Origin of the sequence: Bradyrhizobium retamae (genome assembly GCF_001440415.1) — a bacterium.
In the GTDB taxonomy this organism is placed as follows: domain Bacteria; phylum Pseudomonadota; class Alphaproteobacteria; order Rhizobiales; family Xanthobacteraceae; genus Bradyrhizobium; species Bradyrhizobium retamae.
On sequence record NZ_LLYA01000177.1, the window covers coordinates 16,517 to 37,509 of the forward strand.

14 protein-coding genes and 1 pseudogene are annotated in these 20,993 nt (G+C 60.1%); 6 read left to right on the forward strand and 9 right to left on the reverse strand.

The features are described from left to right. Positions 1–2: 2 nt before the first annotated feature. The 4 genes and pseudogenes from CQ13_RS28445 to CQ13_RS28460 all read right to left on the reverse strand — a co-directional run bounded on the left by CQ13_RS28445 (position 3) and on the right by CQ13_RS28460 (position 4,113). Entirely contained in the window at positions 3–746 is a 744-nt protein-coding gene (locus tag CQ13_RS28445) for an ABC transporter ATP-binding protein (RefSeq protein WP_057846134.1), read from the reverse strand. Continuing rightward, a complete protein-coding gene (locus CQ13_RS28450; protein WP_245309387.1) occupies positions 743–1,810 on the reverse strand; it encodes a branched-chain amino acid ABC transporter permease in 1,068 nt (355 codons plus the stop codon). The genes CQ13_RS28445 and CQ13_RS28450 overlap by 4 nt, the downstream gene beginning before the upstream one ends. Continuing rightward, positions 1,807–2,706, reverse strand: a complete 900-nt coding sequence (locus tag CQ13_RS28455) for a branched-chain amino acid ABC transporter permease (protein WP_057846135.1) — start codon at positions 2,704–2,706, stop codon at positions 1,807–1,809. The genes CQ13_RS28450 and CQ13_RS28455 overlap by 4 nt, the downstream gene beginning before the upstream one ends. A gap of 192 nt (positions 2,707–2,898) precedes the next feature. Continuing rightward, positions 2,899–4,113: pseudogene (locus CQ13_RS28460) on the reverse strand (amino acid ABC transporter substrate-binding protein). A 292-nt stretch (positions 4,114–4,405) separates the two neighbouring features. On the opposite strand from CQ13_RS28460, the gene CQ13_RS28465 reads away from it, so the two are divergent. The 3 genes from CQ13_RS28465 (at position 4,406) to hflC (ending at position 7,184) form a co-directional block, all read left to right on the forward strand. Beyond that, the gene (locus CQ13_RS28465) at positions 4,406–4,681 is read left to right on the forward strand and encodes a hypothetical protein (RefSeq protein WP_057846136.1); all 276 of its coding nucleotides are present in this window, start codon (positions 4,406–4,408) and stop codon (positions 4,679–4,681) included. A gap of 494 nt (positions 4,682–5,175) precedes the next feature. After that, complete coding sequence (gene hflK, locus CQ13_RS28470) at positions 5,176–6,294, forward strand: FtsH protease activity modulator HflK (protein WP_057846137.1); 1,119 nt, start codon at positions 5,176–5,178, stop codon at positions 6,292–6,294. Continuing rightward, entirely contained in the window at positions 6,291–7,184 is an 894-nt protein-coding gene (gene hflC / locus CQ13_RS28475) for a protease modulator HflC (RefSeq protein WP_057846138.1), read from the forward strand. Before hflK ends, hflC begins: the two co-directional genes overlap by 4 nt. A gap of 42 nt (positions 7,185–7,226) precedes the next feature. On the opposite strand, the gene CQ13_RS28480 is transcribed toward hflC, so the two are convergent. Then, positions 7,227–8,468 (reverse strand): mechanosensitive ion channel family protein, encoded by a 1,242-nt coding sequence (locus CQ13_RS28480; RefSeq protein ID WP_063800173.1) that lies wholly within the window; start codon positions 8,466–8,468, stop codon positions 7,227–7,229. A gap of 683 nt (positions 8,469–9,151) precedes the next feature. Here CQ13_RS28480 and CQ13_RS28485 point away from each other — a divergent pair. Continuing rightward, entirely contained in the window at positions 9,152–9,826 is a 675-nt protein-coding gene (locus CQ13_RS28485; RefSeq protein WP_082637694.1) for a DUF502 domain-containing protein, read from the forward strand. A gap of 201 nt (positions 9,827–10,027) precedes the next feature. On the opposite strand, the gene CQ13_RS28490 is transcribed toward CQ13_RS28485, so the two are convergent. Together CQ13_RS28490 and CQ13_RS28495 are read right to left on the reverse strand one after the other, a co-directional pair. Continuing rightward, a complete protein-coding gene (locus CQ13_RS28490; protein WP_057846140.1) occupies positions 10,028–11,911 on the reverse strand; it encodes an extracellular solute-binding protein in 1,884 nt (627 codons plus the stop codon). A 259-nt stretch (positions 11,912–12,170) separates the two neighbouring features. Then, positions 12,171–12,653, reverse strand: coding sequence for a hypothetical protein (locus tag CQ13_RS28495; RefSeq protein ID WP_057846141.1), 483 nt, complete (start codon positions 12,651–12,653; stop codon positions 12,171–12,173). Positions 12,654–14,047: 1,394 nt separating this feature from the next. On the opposite strand from CQ13_RS28495, the gene CQ13_RS28500 reads away from it, so the two are divergent. Both CQ13_RS28500 and CQ13_RS28505 read left to right on the forward strand, forming a co-directional pair. After that, entirely contained in the window at positions 14,048–14,470 is a 423-nt protein-coding gene (locus tag CQ13_RS28500; protein ID WP_197427470.1) for a site-2 protease family protein, read from the forward strand. A gap of 642 nt (positions 14,471–15,112) precedes the next feature. Then, entirely contained in the window at positions 15,113–15,919 is an 807-nt protein-coding gene (locus CQ13_RS28505; RefSeq protein WP_057846143.1) for a class I SAM-dependent methyltransferase, read from the forward strand. A gap of 115 nt (positions 15,920–16,034) precedes the next feature. Here CQ13_RS28505 and CQ13_RS28510 read toward each other — a convergent pair whose 3' ends face one another. Together CQ13_RS28510 and CQ13_RS28515 are read right to left on the reverse strand one after the other, a co-directional pair. Beyond that, positions 16,035–19,106: an efflux RND transporter permease subunit gene (locus CQ13_RS28510; RefSeq protein ID WP_057846144.1), complete on the reverse strand. Its 3,072-nt coding sequence runs from the start codon at positions 19,104–19,106 to the stop codon at positions 16,035–16,037. Positions 19,107–19,112: 6 nt separating this feature from the next. Further along, a complete protein-coding gene (locus CQ13_RS28515) occupies positions 19,113–20,594 on the reverse strand; it encodes an efflux RND transporter periplasmic adaptor subunit (protein WP_347337064.1) in 1,482 nt (493 codons plus the stop codon). Positions 20,595–20,993: the final 399 nt, after the last annotated feature.

The following is a 20,993-nucleotide window of genomic DNA, read 5'->3' on the forward strand; positions in this document are numbered from 1 at the left end:
ATTCAGTGCGCTCCCAGATAGGCGTCGATGACGCGCCGGTCGTTCCTGATCTCCTCTGGCGGCCCTTCGGCCAGCAGCTCGCCATGAGCCAGGCAGTAAATGTGCTCGGCAAGGCTCATGATGACGCGCATGTTGTGCTCGATGACGAACAGCGTGACACCAAACACCGCGTTGGCTTGCTTGAGCCGGTCGATCAGGCCGTCAATCAGTATCGGGTTGATGCCGGCGGTTGGCTCGTCCAGCATAAGCATCTTCGGCTCGTTCATGAGCGCCATAGCAAATTCGAGGAGCTTCTGCTGGCCGAAGGAGAGTGAGTCGGCCCTCAGATGGCGCTTGGCATGAAGCCCGACGAATGCGAGGAGATCCTCCGCCTGACGACCCCGCGCAGCGCTTCTGATGTGAAACAGGTCGAGGAGGCTACTGCCGCGTTGGGAGGCGGAGATCAGCATGTTCTCAACGCAGGTCATACCGCCATAGATACGCGTCTGCTGGAAGGTACGGATGAGCCCGAGCCGCGCGATGTCGGCGACGCGCAGGCGGGAAATCTCGCGGCCCTGAAAGCGGATCGAGCCCTCGTCGACCGGATGGGCACCGACGATCGATGAGAACAGCGTCGTCTTGCCCGATCCGTTCGGCCCGATGAGGCCGACGATGCGGCCCTCGTGCACCTCAAGGCTGATCGACTCGTTGGCCCGCACGGCGCCGAAGGACTTCGAGACATTCTTGACCTCGAGCATCGCAGTCATCGCAACGTTTCCTTGCGCGCCGGGCCTGCGATCGTGCCGCCTTCCACGCGATGCCCGAACCAGTCCGGAAAGCGCTCGCGCACGAAGCCCATGATGCCTTGCGGGAAGAATACCACGATGACAACGATCACCAGGCCAAGCACGACGCGCTGCCAGCCCAGGAGATAGGTCCAGCTGGCCTCCTTGAGCACCTGGAATACGACGGCACCGATCACCGGCCCCCACAGCGTGCCCTTGCCACCGAGAATGGCCATGAGCACCATCCACACACCATATGTCGGGCCTGCGAAAGCCGTGTCGATGGGGTCGATGAAGCGCTTCAGATTGCCGAGGAGCCCGCCGGCGATGCCGAGGAAGAACGCCGAGATCATCCACGCCGTCACCTTGATCTGCGTGGTCTTGAGTCCCATCGCCTCTGCCTTGTCCTCATTGTCGCGGATGGCGTTGATGGCAAGTCCAAAGCGCGTCATATAGAGCCAGCGCAGGACGAGGAATGTGACGACGGCAAGCGCCAGCGCGAAATAATAATAGAAGCGGGAGAGGTCGCCCACCGCGTCAGGCGCATTGGGCGGCACCATGCCCGAACCGGCGCCGATCCACTCCCAGCCATTGGCGATTTCGCCGGCAGCGATGCCGAGACCCAGCGTGCAGATGGCAAAGTAGTGCCCGCGCATCCCAAGCACGATCGATCCCAGGGCGAGGGCAGTTAGGGTGGCAAGGAGAGCGCCCACCGGCAGGCCGATGGCCAGCCCTTCGAGATATTGCGTCATATCGAAGGTGAAGACGGTCGCCCCGCCGCCGCGCGCGGCGTTGTAGGCGGACACGGGATAAAACAGGCCAACCTGGGCGACCACGCAGGCATACATGCCAACGCCGAGGAACACCACATTGCCGAAGGAGTTGTAGCCCATCTGCCCGCCCACCAGGTCCCAAGTCAGCGCGAAAACAATGAACAGCCACAGCTCTGCCATCTGGGACTGGTAGGCAGGGAACAGAAAGGGCGCGACAATGCCTATGGCGACGATGGCCAGATAGCCGGCGGGTCTGTACGCCGCGACGCTCACTTCAGATACTGCCTCCTTCTCGCCAGCCGCCAATTGCGCCAAACCAGCACCACCACGAGGAGCAGGAACACGAAGGCGAGCTGGTACTGCGTACCGAGCACGAAGCCGGCGATGTTCTCCGCTGCCCCGAGTCCGAGCCCCGCCGCGATGACGCCAGCGAGATTGCCGAGTCCCGCCACCACCACGATCATGAACGAACGAATGGTGTAGGGCAGACCAATATACGGGTGGATCGTGTAAGCCATGGCGACCAGCGCGCCGCAGGCACCGCACAAGGCGGCATTGAGGCCGAAGGTCGCGGCGTGGACCCTGTAGGTGTCGATGCCAAGAACTCGCGCGGCGCGCGTGTTCTGTGCCGTCGCCCGGATTGCCTGACCGAGACGCGAGCGCCTGAGGAAGACGACCAGCGCCACCGCGAGCACCACGGCAAGCGCGAAGGCGAGGAGTTTGATCTTGGCGAGCGTTACCATGCCGCCCATAAAGAGCGCCGTACCGAGATCGGCGTCGGCGGCCTGCACATTACCGCCGAACAGGGTGTTCATGAGCTGTTGGAGTACGATCGAGATGCCGAATGTCGCGAGGATGGAGATGAAGATGTCCCGGTCGACGACCCGGAAGATCACCAGGTGAAAGAGCGCCCAGCCGATGGCATACAGAAGCGCGGCGGCGACCGGCACGGCGAAGAGGGGATGAATGCCGGCGATTCCCATGACGATCGCCACATAGCCGCCCAGCATGACGAACTCGCCTTGGGCGATGTTGATGATGTTCATCACCCCCCACACGAGCGCCATGCCATACGCCGCGAGCGCGAAGAGGGCGCCGATCAGCAGCCCGTTGAGCACAAGATCCAGCGTGATGACCGGGGCCTCAAGCAGGATCGTAATATTGTCCATCACGACTTAGGGACCGCCCCGTTGGGGTTGTCGATCATGCTGTCTGCCTCCTGTTGCGCGCACCCCACTTGAGGTCGCGCGCGAGCGTGAAGCTGTTGCGTCCAGCGGCCCATCCTCCCGCCCGGGAGGATGGGAGATGTTCCAGACAAGGGTGTAACAGCCGCCAAGAGCGGCGTTACCCTTCAGCGCCCGTCACATGGACGGGCGGGGGATCACCGCCTTGGTCTCGGCGAAGCCGGAGGGTGCGACGACCTTGTACTTGCCGTCGAGGACCTGGTACAGCGCCATCGGCTTGGCGATGTTCTTACCGGTGTCGTCAAACTTGATCGGCCCGTAGAACGTCTTCATGTCCGTGGCGGCGAGTGCGTCACGCACTGCCTTCGGATCCGGCGAACCGGCGCGCTCAAATGCGTCCGCGTAGACTTGGATCGCTGCAGCCGACTCCGCGGCCTGGTAGGGCGGCGCTTAGCCGTAGGTCTCCTCGAACAGCTTGGCGAAATCCGCCGCCGAGCCGAACAGATCGTCGGAGTATGCCAAGGTTGGAGCCCACTGGGTGGCGCAGAGCGTGTACTCCGCCGCCTCGCCGAACTGGCCTATGACGTCGGCTGCGTCGCAGTGGGTCAGGGCGAGCACCGGCACCTTGACCTTCAACTCACTGATTTGGCGGATCGCCGTAGCCGCGCCCTTGGAGTGCCCGGAGACGATCAGCATGTCCGGCTTGAGCGCCTTTGCCTTGGTCAACGTGGCCGTCATGTCGTTGAGCTCGCGCGGCAGCTGATCGTCGATAACCACCTCCATGCCGAACTTCTTCATGTCCTCGAGCACGCCGGCGCGCACATCCTGACTGAAGGGGTCATTTTCGAAGGCCAGCGCCACCTTCACCTCACGCGCTTCCTTGCCGAGATCTTTCGCCTTCTCTGCAACCAACGCGACGGCGCTGGCGAGATATTGCTCCGACGTCGAGAGCGTGGCGAAGATATACTTCCAGCCATTGGTGAACAGCGAGCGCGAGGCGCCGTTGGCTTCCACCATGGGCACCTTGTGCTCTTCGGTCACCGGCGCGATCGCCTTGGTCATTCCGGAGGAGTAGGGACCAAGCATGAACTTGACACCGTCCTGATGTATCAGGCGCTCGGCGAGCTCGGCGCCACGCGCGGGAGTCGACTCGTCGTCATAATATTTGATTTGGAGCTTGTAGCTCTTGTCGCCGACCTTTACGCCGCCGGCCTCGTTGATCTTCTTCACAGCGAGGTCGTAGCCGCGCTGAGTGTGTTCACCGTTCGTGGTGTACTTGCCGGTCAGCGACACGGCGGCACCGAGCAGGATCGTATCCTGCGATTGTGCGTATGCAGGAGTGACCGCGAGACCCGCGGCGACCACACCGGCAAGTGTAGCATAATGCAGCATGCCCGAATCCTCCCTGTATGTCTGCCCCTCCTCTTGCTCCTGTGCGAACTATTTCCCTTCAACGCGGGAAAAGGGGCTTGGCGGCGCCGGTGTTCGGAAAGTTGGTGCAGAAATGTACAAATCGATGCTCATCCTGGATCGCGAATGGCACCGTTACGCCAATATTGTAGTTGGGCTTTTATGACATGGGAGGTGACGATGAGCTTGCACATCCCCGAACAGATCAAGCCCGCTCTGGGGCGCAGCAGCGGGTGCGGTTCTTATTGCGATCGTCGCATTCAGCGCGGGCTGGGTGGTCACAACCGGGACCGCCCAACAAACCGCGGATCGCAAGGCAGAAAGGGCAGTCATTTCTGCGCTGACGCCGATATGCGTCGCCCAATTCAAGAGCGCGTCGCAAACTGAACAGACGACACATATTGCCGCATTGCAGAAGGAAGGCTCTTGGGAACGTGGCGACTATGTCGAGAAGAACGGCTGGGCAACAATGCCTGGTGGCATAAAGCCGAATGCTGAAGTTGCCGAGGCGTGCGCGTCGGAGCTCCTCAAGCTTGCGAAGAGATCGTGAAGCTGGCTGCCTAGATACAAACTTCGTGCCATCGATTCGATAGTGGTGTTCGCAGAAGCAGTTGTGGGCTCTCCAGCGCACAGGAGTCGCTCGATGGATTGCGTAGGACAAAAGCGCTTGGCGCGAGGTGCCGGTTGATATCAACCCGGAGCCGGCGAGCCAGTTTTGCGAGTTGACAAGTTCGGTTCTGCGCGGTCGCTGCTGGTGTACGCTGTTGAAATGGCGCTTGGTACATCAGCGCACCAACTTCTCGTACGAGAGGTCGAGGAAGGCAGAACCGCTTCAATGCACGCGCGTTCGGACCTGAGAACAGCGGCCTCAGTGAGATAGTCCGCCAAGTGTGCTTCGATCGAAGGCTGTGGCCATGAGAACGACTGCGTCCCACGTGTGGCGTTAAATGGCACCGTCAAGCTTTGCAGGCTCACCTTCCTCACCGCATTCAGAAGTTAGGTGACGGTGCCGCTGGCGGCCGAAGATCCGACGTTGGAGGAAGCATGCCCACGAACATGTCCGGGGGACCGTGGGGCAGTCGGCCCCCGCCAAGGGACCCGCACGGGCGGGATCTCGAGGAGCAGATCCGACGCGCGCAGGACAAGCTGATGACCTGGTTTCCCGGTGGCGGTTTCGGGAGAAAGGGCATTGGCATGTTGGCGCTCGTCGCCGTCTTGCTGTGGGGCTTCTCCGGTTTCTTTCGCGTCCAACCCGACGAGCGTGGCGTCGTCCTCCGGTTCGGAGAGATCCAGCGCGAAGTTCAGCCCGGATTGAACTATCACTTGCCGTACCCGATTGAGCAGGCGCTGACGCCCAAGGTTACGCGTATCAATCGGATCGATGTCGGCATGCGGCTTGCCGGCGACACGCGCCGCATCGACGTGGCGCAGAATGTTCCGGAGGAGGGGCTCATGCTCACCGGCGACGAGAACATCGCCGACGTGGATTTTTCCGTCTTCTGGCGCGTCAGTCCTAGGCCGGGTAGCACGACGGATTACCTGTTCAACGTTCGCAATCCGGAAGGCGCTGTCACAGCGGTGGCCGAAAGCGCGATGCGGGAGGTGATTGGCCGCTCGATGCTGCAACCGATCCTGACAGAAGGACGGCAGACCGTAGAGACCGAGGTGCACGAGTTGATGCGGGCGACTCTGGACCACTACGGCGCTGGCATCCTGGTGACCCAAGTCCAGTTGCAGAGAGTCGATCCGCCGCAGCAGGTCATCGATGCCTTCCGCGATGTCCAGGCCGCTCGCGCCGATGCAGAGCGGGCAGAAAACCAGGCGCAGACCTTCGCCAACCGTGTCATTCCCGAGGCGCGCGGCAAGGCCGCACAGATCGTGCAGGCCGCCGAGGCCTATCGGGAGCAGATGGTGGTTGAGGCGAGGGGGCAAGCCGCGCGCTTCACGAAGGTGCTTGGCGAGTACGCAAAGGCTCCAGAGGTCACACGGCGCCGGTTGCATATCGAGACGATGGAGCATCTGTTCCAAGACACCGACAAGATCATCATCGATGCCGACGCGAGCGGCTCGGGCGTGGTCCCGTATCTGCCGCTCAACGAGCTCAAGCGCCAGCCGCGGCCGTCCGACGCAGGGAAGGACAAGGCGAAAGGAGATGCGCAATGAGAGTCGCCTTTATTGGTGCCAGCGCCGCCGCGGCTGTTGTCGGCATCGTCCTTTTGGCCGGCGGGTTATTCAGCGTGCAACCAACCCAACAGGCGCTCGTGATACGGTTCGGTGAGCCGGTGCACGTGGTAACGGAGTCGGGGCTCAAGGTGAAGTGGCCGCTGATCGATCGCGTCGTTTACATCGACAAGCGGATTCTTGATCTCGAAGCACCGGTCCAGGAGGTGATCGCGTCCGATCAGAAGCGCCTGATCGTCGACGCCTTCGCGCGCTACCGCATTATTGATCCCCTGAGATTCCTTCAAACCGTCGATTCGATCGAAGGGGCGAATTCACGACTGTCGACGTTGATGGTTTCATCGCTGCGCCGTGTGCTCGGCGAGGCGAGCTTCATCACCGTCGTGCGCGACGAGCGTCCTCAGCTGATGGGCCGGATGCGCGAGCAGGTCGATCGCGCGGCGGCGGACATGGGCATCTCGGTTGTGGACCTGCGCATCCGGCGGGCTGACCTGCCTGAACAGAACAGCCAAGCCGTCTACAAGCGTATGCAGACCGAGCGGCAGCGCGAGGCAGCGGGCATCCGTGCGCTCGGCAACCAGCGTGCCCAAGAGATTCGCGCTCACGCCGAGCGGGAGGCCACGATTATCGTCGCGAAAGCGAATTCCAGATCCGAGAAGATTCGCGGTGAGGGGGACGCTGCGCGCAACGCCATCTTCGCTTCGGCCTACGGTCGCGATCCAGACTTTTTTGCGTTTTACCGCAGCATGCAGGCATACAAGCAAGGACTTGCTTCCGACGACACGCGCTTGCTGCTGACGCCGAACTCGGAGTTCTTCCAGTATTTTGACAGCTCGTCAGGCAAGCCCGTCACGATCCAGGCTGCAGACTGATCGCGCAACGGCAGCCGGCCCGCATTCGAGCAGGGGTGATCCTCATCTTGTCGATCTTGGAGGCGAGACACCGTGTTGGGACTTCCCCTTAGACGCCGATCTCGGTATTCGCTCCCCGGCGACTTGCGAGCGCGAGCGACCCCCTACCAGTCCGGCCTTCTCTGGCTGCCGAGCCTCAACGTTGTCGGCGGGCGGCAAAGTAGGGGCGGCCTCGCGATCGACTAGCTGCTGACGGCGACGCGGCAGGCATTCCGGCATCTTGGTCTTGACGAACTCGATCAGGTCTTCCCGGACCTCACATCTGAGGTCCCACGCGGCGGCTGATGTTGCAGCACTGACGAGTGCCCGCAACTGGATGGTATCCGCTGTAGCGTCCGTAACCTGTAGGTTCACAATGCGGCGGTCCCACCTCGGATTCGCGGCGACTATCTCGTTCAGCTTCGAGCGTATCGCCGCGACGTCCGTCGAATAGTCGACGTTGAATGTGACAGCGCCGATGATGGACGAGGTCTCCCTGGTCCAGTTTTGGAACGGCTTTTCGATGAAGTAACTTAGAGGCAGCACCAATCTGCGCCAGTCCCATAGTTGCACTACGACGTACGTTGAGGTGATCTCCTCAACGGTGCCGTACTCTCCCTCCACGATGATGACATCGCGAATTCGGATCGGCTGTGTCATGGCTATCTGAACGCCGGCGATCAGATTTGACAGCAGCGGGCGCGCAGCAAGGCCTACCGCAAGTCCTGCCACGCCTGCGGATGCGAACAGGCTGACTCCATATTGCCGAACCGCGTCGAAACTCATCAGCAGGAATCCGGTTCCAATCACGGCAATCACGGTGACTGCGGCACGTTTCAGTATTCGAACTTGCGTGGCGTGCTTGCGCGCAAGGAGGTTGTCCTCCACGTCGACCTGTAGACGGCGAAGATAAACCGAACCGAAGATTTCGGTGATGACGATCGCCATCCATGTGAGTAGCGCAATTAGAGCAATTTGCAGGACACGAGCAAGAAGAGCAGCCAGCGCGCTGCCAATGGGGGTCAATTGCAGCAGCAATGTCGTGAAAAAAATGACAGCGGCAAAGGCGGATGGAGCCCGTAGTTTCTCCAAGACCAGCAGCCAGATATAATTCTCGGTATTACGGAGCCACTTATCAATGGTGAGAAATAGCAAATGATGAAACAGAAGCCCGGCAACTACGGCGACCAGAAGTGTCGCTACGACGATGATCCAGACGGGCATCGGGTTTATGGCGGTGACCGCCGACGAGATCCAGTCTTGCATCACGTTTCCAATCGAGCTGTGGATCCGATTGGCGTCAATCGCCAGGGAGTTGGCTTTTCTCTCGGGTCAACGTTCATGTGTTCCGCCGTCTGCGCGAACTTGGAAGCCGGCTCGATTGGCCCGATGCGGACACGCCGGCCACAGCACATCACCATCGCATCGAGTCTAGTCCAAAGGCCCAAGGAACCTATATATTGGGAGAAGCCAGAATCCCCGCGTTCGTTCCCCGGCTCCGGGGTTTGGATTAGGCGGCTTCCCGGAAAGGGGGCGATTGGTCCGGTAGCGTACCAGTAACGAAACTGAGCCATGACATTTGCGAAGCTCCGGTACCGGATTCCGAGAAACCGAACGCGCCGCAGTTTGGGGGACTAGAGGTTCCCTATCACTAAGGTGATCGGTGATTAGGCGCTCCTTCAGAGAGGCCAGGATGCAGCGACGTGTTCGATCTCACCATTCAAACAACTCGCTATGGAGGACCGTCAACGTCACACCACGTCAAAACTCAGTGCGCCACCGCACTGAGGTAACTGCCTTGCAGTTATTGTTAGAATTTGCGGATCGAAGCGGTCGGCTCGTGGTTCATTAGATTGGTTGCGCCAACAGCGCGCAGCCCTCATGACCGGCGCAGTTCATCTGCTGAAATAACGGCGTCCTGGTCCCGGTTCGAGCTGGAGGTCTCGACAATGCGCTCGATCTTAAGGAAGTTTTGGCGAATAGGTATCATTGGAAATCTGCTGACCGGCATGTTCATTCTGCTGCCGTTTATGCTGACCGTCCTGATCATCGCTTGGGTCATCGGCACAGTTGGAGCGATCATCGGCCCGGGTACGTGGATTGGCGATCTTCTGACGAGTGGCGGCGCGGCGATCATTGGGCAGAAACGTGGGCTAATCGCCTTTCTCATCGGTGTTTGCATCGTTCTAACGAGCCTTTGGCTCCTTGGCTTTGTCGTGCGAGTTAAGGCACGACGCGCACTCGATCGGACGCTAGACGACGTGCTGGCGACGGTGCCTCTATTTCGATCTATCTATCGCCCGGTTTCCCAAGTCGTTCGTCTTTTTGTCGGGAGCAAAGCGGACTTGGCCGGCCTGCCAGTTGTGATGTGCCGCCTCGGAGGAGATCAAGGGGCGGACGTTCCTGCCTTGCTCGCGGCCGACGATGTTTTCGATGTTGGGGGCGACCGACGGTTGTTGGTCTATCTGCCAACTTCGCCTCTTCCCGCTTGGGGTGGCCTGGTTTTGGTACCGGAAACCGCAGTGATACCCGTTCCCAGCATGGACGCAGACGCGCTGATAAAACTCTACTTTTCCTTCGGGGTACTCGGCCGCGAGGTTATCCCGACAGTCGCGCGCTCCTGATGAATGGAAGACAGCGTTTACAGGCGTGCGGCTGAAGGCCGGACCCGAAATCCAAATCCGTCGATTCGATCCCGATCGAGGCAAACCTCATCGGCAAGACCTCACGACTCGCAACTCAAAGCCGCGCTCTCCCTCGATCATATGAGTGAAAGAAGACAAAGCCGATTGCACCAACGGTGTCGTCGAGCCGACGGGTGGCGGTCAGGCGGAGCCATCCATTCCGGCCGCGAGCTGCGCGTCCCACCACCAGATGTCAGGGAAAGCTGACATTCCGTAGGTGGGCATCACGTCCGGTCTGGCAAACCGGTTCCATCGCGCCGTGCGAATCTTGTTGAGGCTCCACTGCGGTACAACATAATGATGCCAGAGCAGGACGCGGTCTAGCGCGTGGGTCGCAGCAATCTGTTCAGTGCGATTGGCGGCGTAAACGATACGGCCGATGAGCTGATCGACCGCCTCGTCGGCGATGCCGATGAGATTGCGGGAACCTGGCGTCGCCGCCGCGCGCGATCCAAAATAATCGCGGAGCTCATTGCCCGGCGTTAGGCTCTGTGCCCAACTGGCAACCACGATATCGAAGTCGAAGTTGCGCAATCGCCCCTCATATTGAACGGAATCGATCGATCTTACCGAGGCGTCGATCCCCAGTCGTGCGAGCGAATCCTGATAGAACAGAACAAACCGTTCGTAAGTCGGGTCTGAAAGCAGAAATTCAACCTTGAGCTGCTCGCCGGTCTTGAGGTCGATAAGCCTCAGATTGCGCACCGCAAACCCGGACGCTTCAAGCAGCTTCATTGCCTCAAGCAGGTTCTTGCGATTAGCCGCCGGGCTACCGCCGACTGGATTCCAATAAGGCGTGCTGAAGACCTCCTCGGGGACCTGCTCGCGCAATGGAGAGAGGATCTCGAGTTCTCGGCCTTCCGGCAGCCCGGATGAGGCAAGGTCGGTGCCCTGAAAATAACTCGCGATGCGCGTGTATTGCCCGTAGAAGATGCTCCTGTTGACGCTTTCGAAATCGAAAGCGAAATTGAACGCGCGGCGCAATCGAGGGTCGAAAAATTTTCCGCGTCGGATGTTGAACGCGAAGGCCTGCATGACTCCGACGTTCCGAATCGGAAACTCCTCGAGCACCACACGCTTTTGCGTGACTGCGGGGAAGTCGTATGCCGTGGCCCAGTTCCTGGCGACATTCTCGTTGCGCCAGTCAAAAGCATCGGCCTTGAAGGCTTCGAATTGCACGGCTGAGTCACGATAGTAATCGAAGCGCAATTGGTGAAAGTTGCTCTGTCCGACCCGGACATTGAGGTCTCTCCCCCAATAGGTCTCCACGCGCTCGTATACGATGGTACGGCCAGCCTCGAAGCTCTTGATCCGGTATGGACCTGATCCGAGCGGAGGCTCCAGCGTGGTGTCGGCGATCTCGCGCTTCTTCCCGGACGCATCCGTCGCCTGCCACCAGTGTTTTGGCAACACCGTGAGTTGACCGACGATCTGAGGCAGCTCGCGATTGCCCGCCGCATCGAAAGAAAACTTAACTTCGCGCGGACCGGTGATCTCGGCACTGATGACATGGCGATAATAGGTCGATAGTCGTGGGTTGTGCTTCTTGAATGCGCGGAAGGAAAAGACGACGTCCTCGGGCGTGACTGGTGCGCCGTCATGCCATTTGGCCTCCGCGCGCAGCCGGTACGTCACCGAGCTGAAATCCGCCGGATGACTGACGGCCTCGGCAAGCAGGCCGTATTCTGATGACACTTCGTCGAGCGCCAGCGTAAGCAGCGTCTCGTGAATGAGGTCGATTCCGACAGCGAGCACGCCCTTCATGCCGTCCACGGCCACGTTGAAATTGTCGAACGTTCCGAGCGCGCCGCGGCGCACCGCGCCGATCTTGGGCGCTTGCGGGTTGACGTAGTCGAAATGCGCAAAATCCGGCGGATACTTCAGTTCGCCGACCAAGGAGAGACCATGACGCCATCGCTGATAATTCGCACCGCTCCGCTGGACAGCTCGATGCTGGCTGGCAACCGAAGGCGTGACCATCAGGCCGGACGCGGCTTGCAGGAACGTGCGGCGCGATAGGTTCATGTCGAGGCGCCGGAGTAAAAGGAACTCAAGTCCAACGCATGAGCTCAAGCCGACGTTCCGTTACAAGTTATTCATGCCGTGTAGTCGCACGATGAACGAGCTCGCAGGGGCATGCTAGGGGAAGGCGATGTCTTAAAACGTCACAAGTACATCTTGAGCTGGGCCGCAAAAGTCGGGTGCGGCCGCGTAATTGCGGTTGCCTGTAGATGGCCACCGTTACGCAACGTCGAATTGTGACTGCTACGCGCATCACGGCCCACTACTTGAATGTCATATCAACGCATCTTGAGACGGCGTCACCCAGGCCTGTGACGATCGTGATGCAGCCGCGCACTTTCTGACGTGTCGTGTCTGCAGCCCAAACCGAAAAGCCGCCATGCCCGAAGAATGCGTTGGTGCTTGGCGGCGCGGTCTCGGCGAAGCCGAGGTCATAGCTGGAATCGGTATCGAAAATTCGCGGCTTGCGCACGCAGTCGCCGTCGATCTGCACCGTGATTACTTCCTTCGCGTCGCGGACTACGGCAAGCGAGACGTCGCACCGGAAGTATTCCGATGTCTTGGTGTTGAAGAGATAGGCGTACGAGTTGCACTTCGCGATTCTGAGCCTGCCCCGCTTGAGGTCACGGCTGCAGGAGATGTTCTGAGCGTTACTGAGCTTGAACGGTTCGTTTGCCTTTGCGGCGTCGGGGAGCGGCAGAACCAGGAGCACTCCGAGGGCAATTTTCGTTACGATATTGTTCATCCTGCTCTCCGTTGCTCGTGTCGCTGCCTCCAGGAGGTGTTGCGGCCGCAAGCATCTTGCCTCAATGCGCTGTGGTGCAGGAGATGGTTGCGGCGAGGTGGCGCGCGAGACGCGTGGATTTGGTACGGTTTCGCGCCGAACTTCGCGATAGCCGGCTGAAGCGTCGGAAGGCAGTCACGAGATCGGTGGAACGCAAACTGCGCAGTCCGTCTTCGCAGGTGGGTCGCCGGGCCGAAGGGCGCACGAGTCCGGCGCTTTCTCGCAGCGGAATGGTGCTGCACATTCTTAGCGGCCGGCGTGGTTCGGACTCGCAATCGCCGCTGTTTTTTGCGCTACTCGCGATCGCGCAGTTCATGACTGCCCCTAGGTCATAACTGCGAGTGCCCGCAAGGCGCTGCCTTACCTGCACACTGGCGCTTTCCTGCCTATGGGCAGAACCATGCTGGTCCGATCACGATGCAGCCGCGCCCCCGCCAGTTCCACGGGCGGGTGCTGTAACGGCGCCATCCTGGAGGTGCATGCCGGTAGTGATGGCCACGGCGCCACTCGCCTCGTGAGTCCCAATGGCGACGCATGTGCCTTCGGTCCCATCGATCACCGCTGTCGCGCCAGTCGCGGTCTCTTTCGAATTGCGTCTGAAAGAGTCCAGGATTGGGAGTTTGCAGCCGGGATGAGCCGGGAAGGGCCGCGGCAAACGAGGTGCTTCCCAGTGTTACCGCAAGGGCGAATGCCAGCGTGTATAAGCCCACTTTCATGTAGATCTCCTCAATTCCTTGTCGTTGAGGAACTGCGGTGCGTCGTGCTCGTTCCTCAGGCCTTCGGCAATGCAGACAGAGCAAGGCCCTATTGTCCGCTCCCTGCATTCGCAGCGACCGAGCAGGGCGAGTTTATCCGGGAACTGAATCTTCAACCGGACTTAGAGCTATGTCGTCGCTGGGTTCGATTGACTGGCGATGCGTACGCCTTCAGACCGACTATCAAGTGAAAATCTGATCGGTGATGCTTGCGCGCTCAGTGTCTACAGACATTACCAAAGAGGGAAGACGACGATCTCGATCACTTGTGATGAGCCGACCTCTATCTGTCGTCCACGAGGGATACTGTGTTGGCCGTTATGGCTTGCCGACTTTCCTTCTTATGCGTGGACGTTCGCGATTGACTATGGTCCGCTACCGTACGGGTGAGCCCAAATTATGGATGCGCAGGCCTGAGCAATGAGAGAGCTGGCGGTCCGATTGGCTCGCTTGAGCGCGCCTTTCATTGACGATCGGCAAGCCCACCGATCGAACAAATCGCACCGAACGACGTTTTCAGGGGACTACGCAGGCCGGAGAACGTCATGTTCGATCGCAGCCTCACCCTGTTCAGATTGTTTGGCTTTCGCGTCGGAATTGATGCCAGTTGGCTACTGCTGGCTGGGCCTAGTTTGGACATTGTCGGTCGGATACTTCCCCCAGGCGTCCCCTGGCCTTGAGCCCGCCTTCTATTGGGCGATGGGTGTTGCCGGGCTGCTCGGGCTAGCCGTCTCGATCGTGCTTCATGAGCTTGCGCATGCGGTTGTGGCACGTCAATACGACATGCCAATCCGCGGCATCACCCTTTTTGTCTTTGGCGGCGTGGCCGAGATGGAGGACGAGCCGACAAGCGCCAAGGGCGAGTTCTTGATGGCGATTGCCGGTCCCATCATGAGCCTCGGGCTGGCAATCGTTTTCTACTTGCTTGTGCTGCTGATTCCGGGAGGTGTGAGCGTTGCCGACGGTGAGATGGCGTTGTCCGCCCAAGCAGTGGTCCTGCTCTATCTCGCTGGCATCAATTGACATTGCCGGCAGCAGGCGGACTGCGCTCGATGAACGCCCCCGTGAACTCGGCGCAAGCAGTGAGATGAACTCGACTGCGAGCACGCGGTTGCGCCCGTTGCTGGGCTGGCCGCGAGCACCAGAGAAAATCCCTGTCCGATTTCGTACGGTATAAGCGCGCGCGTGCCAGCCGACGAAGCGACAAGCGATTTGCTGGGCGCAGATTCCGCCCGTTAGCCGATTGCAGGCTAGTTCCGAGGACCATTTGTTGCCTTCGGGCGTTAGTTAATGGTCTCAATGGACATCTTGCCGGGCGAGCCACATGTGCCTCGAGCGAACCGGAATGGCCCCGATCCTGTGCGGAGTTACTGTTGCGACACTGCTCGCATTCGCACCGGCCGGAGGACTCGCGCAAACTGGCAAAGCCGAAGGCACAGCATTTCTGTTGGACATAACAGGAGCGATCGGGCCAGCCACATCTGAGTACTTCAGCAATGGAGTTAAAGAAGCCCATCAACGCGGTGCGAAGCTCCTGGTGTTGAGGCTGGACACTCCGGGAGGGTCTCGACTCGGCGATGCGCGAGATCGTCAGAGAATTTGGGCGATGCACGGGCCTCGTTTCACTTCTACGGTTGAGCTGTTCCAACCGAAAGGAGGCAAGCGATGAATGAGAGAAGCTTACATCAGGCGATGGAATCCATGCCGGACAATTACGAGCGGTACTTCGTACCCACGATCGGTGTACCGGCGTCGAAGGGTCTCCTAGCGGCCGCTCAACTCAAGCCGGGGGAGCGTGTCCTCGACGTTGCCTGCGGCACCGGAGTTGTCGCCCGCGCAGCGGCCAACGCTGTCGGGCCAACCGGGACCGTTGCCGGCCTCGACATTAGTCCGGGAATGCTGACCAGGGCTCGCAAGCAGGTCCCGTCCGGCAATTCGATCCATTGGTACGAGGCAAGTGCCGAAGCGATGCCACTGCCGGACCGCTCATTTGATGTCGTGCTATGCCAAATGGGACTGCAGTTCATGGCCAATAAACGGGCAGCCACTACCGAAATGCATCGTGTTCTGGTGCCCGGCGGACGAGCGCTCGTTACTGTACCGGGACCTGAGCCCGATCTCTTTTCCGTCATGGGAGACGCGCTCGGTCGCCGAATCGGTCCGGAAGTGGCTGCGTTCGAGCGCACCGTCTTTTCGCTCCACGACGAGGCTGAGATCCACAAGCTGTTTGAGGGGGCCGGCTTCGGCAGGGTAGAAGTGCATGCCGCCACGGCCCGGCTCGCGGTACCTGAGCCGCGGGACTTTCTATGGCAATACATCAATTCGACGCCGATGGTCGGCGGGGTAATGAAGGTCGACGAGGCGACGCGAACCACTTTCGAACGGGAAGTCACGAACAAATGGCAACCGTTCCGGGCCAACGGCGGCATGAATTTTGAAGTGCGGATCACAACCGCCATTGGCTGGGCCTAGCCTCGCCATGGTGGGATCAACCGGCGTAGCGCGGAACGGGGCGCCGTGAAGCTCCCCGGACAGCCCCAGCCCTGCCAACGACCTGGGGGGCTGCGGCTCGCGCCGGCACCGTTGATCAGCCGGTCAACTCGGCCGAGCGTCCGTCTTCGGTTGCGTCAACATGCCTTGCGGCAAGCAGCATGTAGGTTGCGGGAACGACGAACAGCGTAAACGCGGTTCCAATCAGCAGCCCGCTGCCGATGACGAGACCGATGTTGAAGCGCGAGACTGCTCCGGCACCGCTGGCAAGAATGAGCGGCACAACCCCGAGAACCATCGCCGCCGTCGTCATGAGGATCGGACGCAAGCGGACTGAGGCTGCCTCCTCAATTGCCTCGCGCTTGGACCTGCCCGCAAGCCGCAGGTCGTTGGCGAACTTGACGATCAGGATCGCATGCTTGCTGACAAGCCCCATCAACGTGACCAGACCAACCTGCGTGTAGATATTGATCGAGGCGCCGCCGAGTCCGATGAAGATGAAGAGCAGTGCGCCCGCAATCGACATCGGCACCGACACGAGGATGGTGAGAGGATCACGGAAGCTCTCGAACAGGGCCGCCAGCGAGAGATAGATGGTCAGCAGGGCAAACGAGAAGGTCAGGAGGAAGCCACTGGATTCCTGGATGTACTGCCGGGAGAGACCGCTATAGTCCACACCATAGCCCTGCGGCAAAGTCTCCTTCGCGAGGTTGGTCAGGTACTGCAGGGCATCGGCTTGCGCGACGTTTGGCATTGCGACACCCTGGATCGTCGCACTGTTGAGCTGCTGGAAATGGTCCAGGGACTCCGGGACCGTTTTCGTGACAATACGCGCGACCGCCGAAAGAGGGACGGGAATCCCGTTCGTATTGACTACATTGTAGTCGAGCACCTGGCCTGGATCCTGCCGGAGGCTCTGCTTGACCTGCGGTATGACCTTGTAGGAGCGGCGATCGAGCGAGAAGTAGTTGATGTAGCCGCCGCTCAGCATGGTGGCCATTGAGCTGCCGATGTCAGCCATCCTCAATCCGAGTTGCGCAGCCTTGTCTCGGTCGATCTCGACGACCGCCTGCGGGTTATCGATCTTGAGCGTCGTGTCGAGGAAGATGAACAGGCCACTCTGCCGCGCGCGCTGCAGGAATTCCCGGGAAATTTCGTTCAAGCGATCGAATGAATCCGTGGTCGTAAGCACGAACTGAACGGGCAGCCCCCGGCTGCCGGGCAGGGGAGGGAGCTGAAAGGCAGCGATACGCGCACCGGCCACATCATTGAGTCTGTCCTGCACAAGCGGCTGCAACTCGTTGCTGGTCCTTTCGCGCTCATCCCATGGCTTCAGCACCATTCCGGCGATCGTGTTGCCGGGAGCATCGATTTGAAAGACGTGTGCGGTCTCCGGGAACGCCTTGAAGATGTTGTGAACCCGCTCGGCGTACAGGAGCTTCTGCGCCAGCGTGGAATTCGGCGCCAGCGTCGAGGAGGCGATGATCACGCCCTGGTCTTCCTGGGGCGCCAGCTCGCTCTTCGCGCCGGCGTAAAGGAAATAGATGCTGGACAATACCAGGGCGGCAAAGGTCAGGGTAACTGGCAAGTAGTTGAGACTTCCATGAAGCAACCGCCGGTATCGGCCGCGAATGGAATCGAAAACTCGGTCGATCAATTCAGTGAACCGGAATCCACGCCGTGCAGTCGTCGCCGGGGACCGCAACAGCCTCGAGCCCATCATGGGGGATAGCGTCAGCGCGACGACCGCGGAGATCGTCACTGCGCCCGCAAGCGTGAAAGCGAACTCCGTGAACAGTGCGCCCGTCAGGCCGCTCTGGAAGGCGATAGGAACATAGACCGAGATAAGCACGACTGTCATGGCAATGATTGGCGTGCCAAGTTCGCGAGCGGCAAGAACTGCCGCCTGCATCGGCCGCTCTCCACGTTCCAGGTGCCTGTTCACGTTCTCGACGACGATGATTGCGTCGTCGACCACGAGGCCGATCGCCAGGACCAGCGCGAGAAGCGTCAGCAGATTGATGGAGTAGCCAAGCGCCAGCATCATCGTGAAAGTGCCGATCAGCGAGAGCGGTATCGCGACGGCGGCGATGAATACCGAGCGAAGCGAGCCCAGAAAGAGGAATACGACACAGTTGACGATAATCAGCGCCTCGACCAGCGTGCGGAGCACGTCATCAATCGCGCTGTTGACGAAGTCGGTTGAGTCATAAACGATCTGGCCGCGAAGTCCGGTGGGAAGCTGGGCGACGATATCCGGAAACGCCTTGTGCACGCCCGCAATGACCTCCAACAGATTGGCGTTGGGCGCCACCTTGATGCCGATGTACACGGCCGGCTTGCCGTCGAATGCAACCTGCGTGTCATAACTGTCCGCACCAAGAACGACATGCGCGACGTCCTTCAAGCGAACGATAGCGCCGCCGGAATGCGTCAACACCAGGTTGGCGAATTCTTCGCGTGAATGAAGTCCGGTGGTCGCCGAAAGATTGACCTGCACCATCTCGCCTTTGGTAGTGCCGAGACCCGAGATGAAATTGTTCTGCGCCAGCGCATTTCTGACGTCTGCCGGTGTCAGGCCGTAAGCGGAAAGCTTTGCCGGATCGAGCCACGCGCGCAGAGCGAAATTCTGGCCGCCGAGAATCTCGGCGGTTTGTACGCCGGGCACGGCCTGAAGCCTGGGCTGGACAACCCGCGTGAGGTAGTCGGTGATCTGGTTGCGTTCCAGTACCTCGCTGTCGAAGCCGAGATACATGGCGTCGATCGTCTGCCCGATCTCGACGGTAAGGACCGGCCGCTGCGATTGCTCCGGCAGTTGGTTGAGCACCGAGCTGACCTTGGTATTGATCTCCGTGAGCGCCTTGCTCGGGTCGTAGTTCAGGCGGAGAGTGACCGTGATGGTACTGACGCCGGTCGTGCTCTTGGAACTCATGTAGTCGATGCCATTCGCCTGCGCGATCGCGTTCTCCAGGGGAGTCGTGATGAATCCGGTCACCACGTCGGGATCGGCGCCGTAGTAGGTCGTTGTTACCGTGATGACGGCGTTCTCAGTTCTTGGATACTGCAGGATCGGCAACACGCCCATCGCGCGCAGACCCAGCGCGAGGATCATCAGGTTGATGACGATCGCAAGAACTGGCTTGCGGACGAAGAGGTCGGTGAATTTCATGACCGGCTATTCCTCGGTCAGTTTCGGGTTCCGTTCGTCAGGAAGCTGCACCTGGTTGTTGATCTTGACCGGCGAGCCATTACGAAGCTTCATTTGTCCGGCCGTGACGATAGTATCGCCGCTTTCGACACCGTCGAGGACGGCGACCTCGTTGCCGCGGCTGGGTCCGGTCTTGACGAAGGTCTGCCTGGCAACGCCGTCAACCTCGCCTGCCTTTCCCTGCTCGTGCTTCTCGACCAGATAGACGATGTCTCCGTACGAGTTGTAGGAGATCGCAGTCCTGGGCAAGGTGACGTAGCGCTTGGGTTCTTCCGTTTCGATGGTGACGTTGACAAACATGCCGGGCAGCAGCCGTTCTGAGGCGTTGCCGACGGTGGCGCGAACCAGCACGGTGCGTGTTTCGGTGTCCACCTCCGAGTTGATCGAGGATATCTTTCCGTCAAAGGAAGCGTGCGGGTAAGCGTCGGTCGTGACATCGACGGTCTGGCCCACGCTGATGTTTGCAAGCGATTGTTGGGGAAGGTGGAAATCCACATGGATCGGATCGAGCTGCTGCAGCGTCACGATCGGCGTGCCGGCCGCAATGTATTGTCCGAGATCTACGCGGCGAATGCCAAGGCGCCCGGAGAACGGCGCGCGGACGGATTTGTAGTCGAGCAGGGCCTGCTGTTCGGCAACCTGGGCCTCGGCGTTGTTCAGCGTCGCCAGATCCGAATCCAGCGTCTGCTGCGTGACCGCATTGGCACTCAGCGAGGAGTGACGTTCATACGTCAGCCGTGCCAGGCGCGCCGTCGCTTTCAATGCATTGAGGCGGGCAATGTCCGCGCCCGCTGTAAGTTCGACGAGAAGGTCACCCTTCTTGACGTTGGTCCCGGACCGAAAGTGCAAAGCTGACACAGTCCCGGAAGCCTGAGGACCGACATCGGTGCCGTTGATTGCGCGGACGCTGCCGACGGCGTTTAGCGTGCTTCGCCAGTCTTCCGGACGCGCGACGGTAGTCGATACTGTTTGCGGCGGATTTTGCAGAGCGGCAATAGCCTTTTCGATCATTCGCTGCTTGAAGGCTTGAAAGCCGAACGCCGCGCCAAAAACGATGCTCAAGGCCGCGAGCATGATCAACATTCGTTTAATCATGTCTGCACAACCGGGTTGAACGTGCGAACGGCATCGAGCGGATTTTCGCGGATCGGTATCTTGTTTTTGATAGGATCGGGGGCACCGGGTGGTTTCACGAAACGGGCGGTTCGGATAGCGGTCGGCGAGATCGCAATACCCGCGCGAAATGCACGCGTGGCGAGATCGAGATGGAGGTAGTCGCGCTGCGTTCCGGATGCGGACATAATTCGTCCTGCTCAACTTGCCTGCTGGATCGGCAACGCTGCCGTAGCCGTCCCGATCCTCGGGAGCGATCATATTTCTCGCCACGCCTGGAAGGGATGGAAGATGGAAGGAGGGTCGGGCAAAGACGGCCTCGATCGGCTGCCTCATCGGGCGTCCGGTTGGTGCGGTAGCGGACAAAGAAATTAGGAACGGTGTTACCGCGCGTGGCTTAGGACCTTCTCTCGCCTGAGAAGATCAAGGACCGGGAAGATCAGGGCCGGCTATGCCGCTGATGGGCTGGGTCTCGCCATTTCGTTGGGGGATCGAGCATGTACCAGTCTGTCCGATATTGCACCGTGATTGCCAGTGCCTGCCTCCTGTTGGTGACGCGTGTCGACGCGCAGACGCAACCCACAACCAGATGATGAGTGCAAGCAAGAGGTCCACGTTGCCAAATACGGCAGCCAAGAGAATCCTGACCAGCCGGAAGAACGATGAGGCGCTAAGCGCAGGTCCCTCGAGCGCTTGGCGTGTACGGTTCGGACCGCGATTGCAGCGGTTGGTAAC

Excerpts from the sequence above, each read along its gene's own strand:
- CQ13_RS28445 (WP_057846134.1), bottom strand. The coding sequence starts at position 746 with ATGACTGCGATGCTCGAGGTCAAGAATGTCTCGAAGTCCTTCGGCGCC.
- CQ13_RS28455 (WP_057846135.1), bottom strand. The coding sequence starts at position 2,706 with ATGGACAATATTACGATCCTGCTTGAGGCCCCGGTCATCACGCTGGAT.
- hflK (WP_057846137.1), top strand. The coding sequence starts at position 5,176 with ATGCCCACGAACATGTCCGGGGGACCGTGGGGCAGTCGGCCCCCGCCA.
- hflC (WP_057846138.1), top strand. The coding sequence starts at position 6,291 with ATGAGAGTCGCCTTTATTGGTGCCAGCGCCGCCGCGGCTGTTGTCGGC.
- CQ13_RS28480 (WP_063800173.1), bottom strand. The coding sequence starts at position 8,468 with ATGCAAGACTGGATCTCGTCGGCGGTCACCGCCATAAACCCGATGCCC.
- CQ13_RS28485 (WP_082637694.1), top strand. The coding sequence starts at position 9,152 with ATGCGCTCGATCTTAAGGAAGTTTTGGCGAATAGGTATCATTGGAAAT.
- CQ13_RS28490 (WP_057846140.1), bottom strand. The coding sequence starts at position 11,911 with ATGAACCTATCGCGCCGCACGTTCCTGCAAGCCGCGTCCGGCCTGATG.
- CQ13_RS28495 (WP_057846141.1), bottom strand. The coding sequence starts at position 12,653 with ATGAACAATATCGTAACGAAAATTGCCCTCGGAGTGCTCCTGGTTCTG.
- CQ13_RS28500 (WP_197427470.1), top strand. The coding sequence starts at position 14,048 with ATGCCAGTTGGCTACTGCTGGCTGGGCCTAGTTTGGACATTGTCGGTC.
- CQ13_RS28505 (WP_057846143.1), top strand. The coding sequence starts at position 15,113 with ATGAATGAGAGAAGCTTACATCAGGCGATGGAATCCATGCCGGACAAT.
- CQ13_RS28510 (WP_057846144.1), bottom strand. The coding sequence starts at position 19,106 with ATGAAATTCACCGACCTCTTCGTCCGCAAGCCAGTTCTTGCGATCGTC.
- CQ13_RS28515 (WP_347337064.1), bottom strand. The coding sequence starts at position 20,594 with ATGAGGCAGCCGATCGAGGCCGTCTTTGCCCGACCCTCCTTCCATCTT.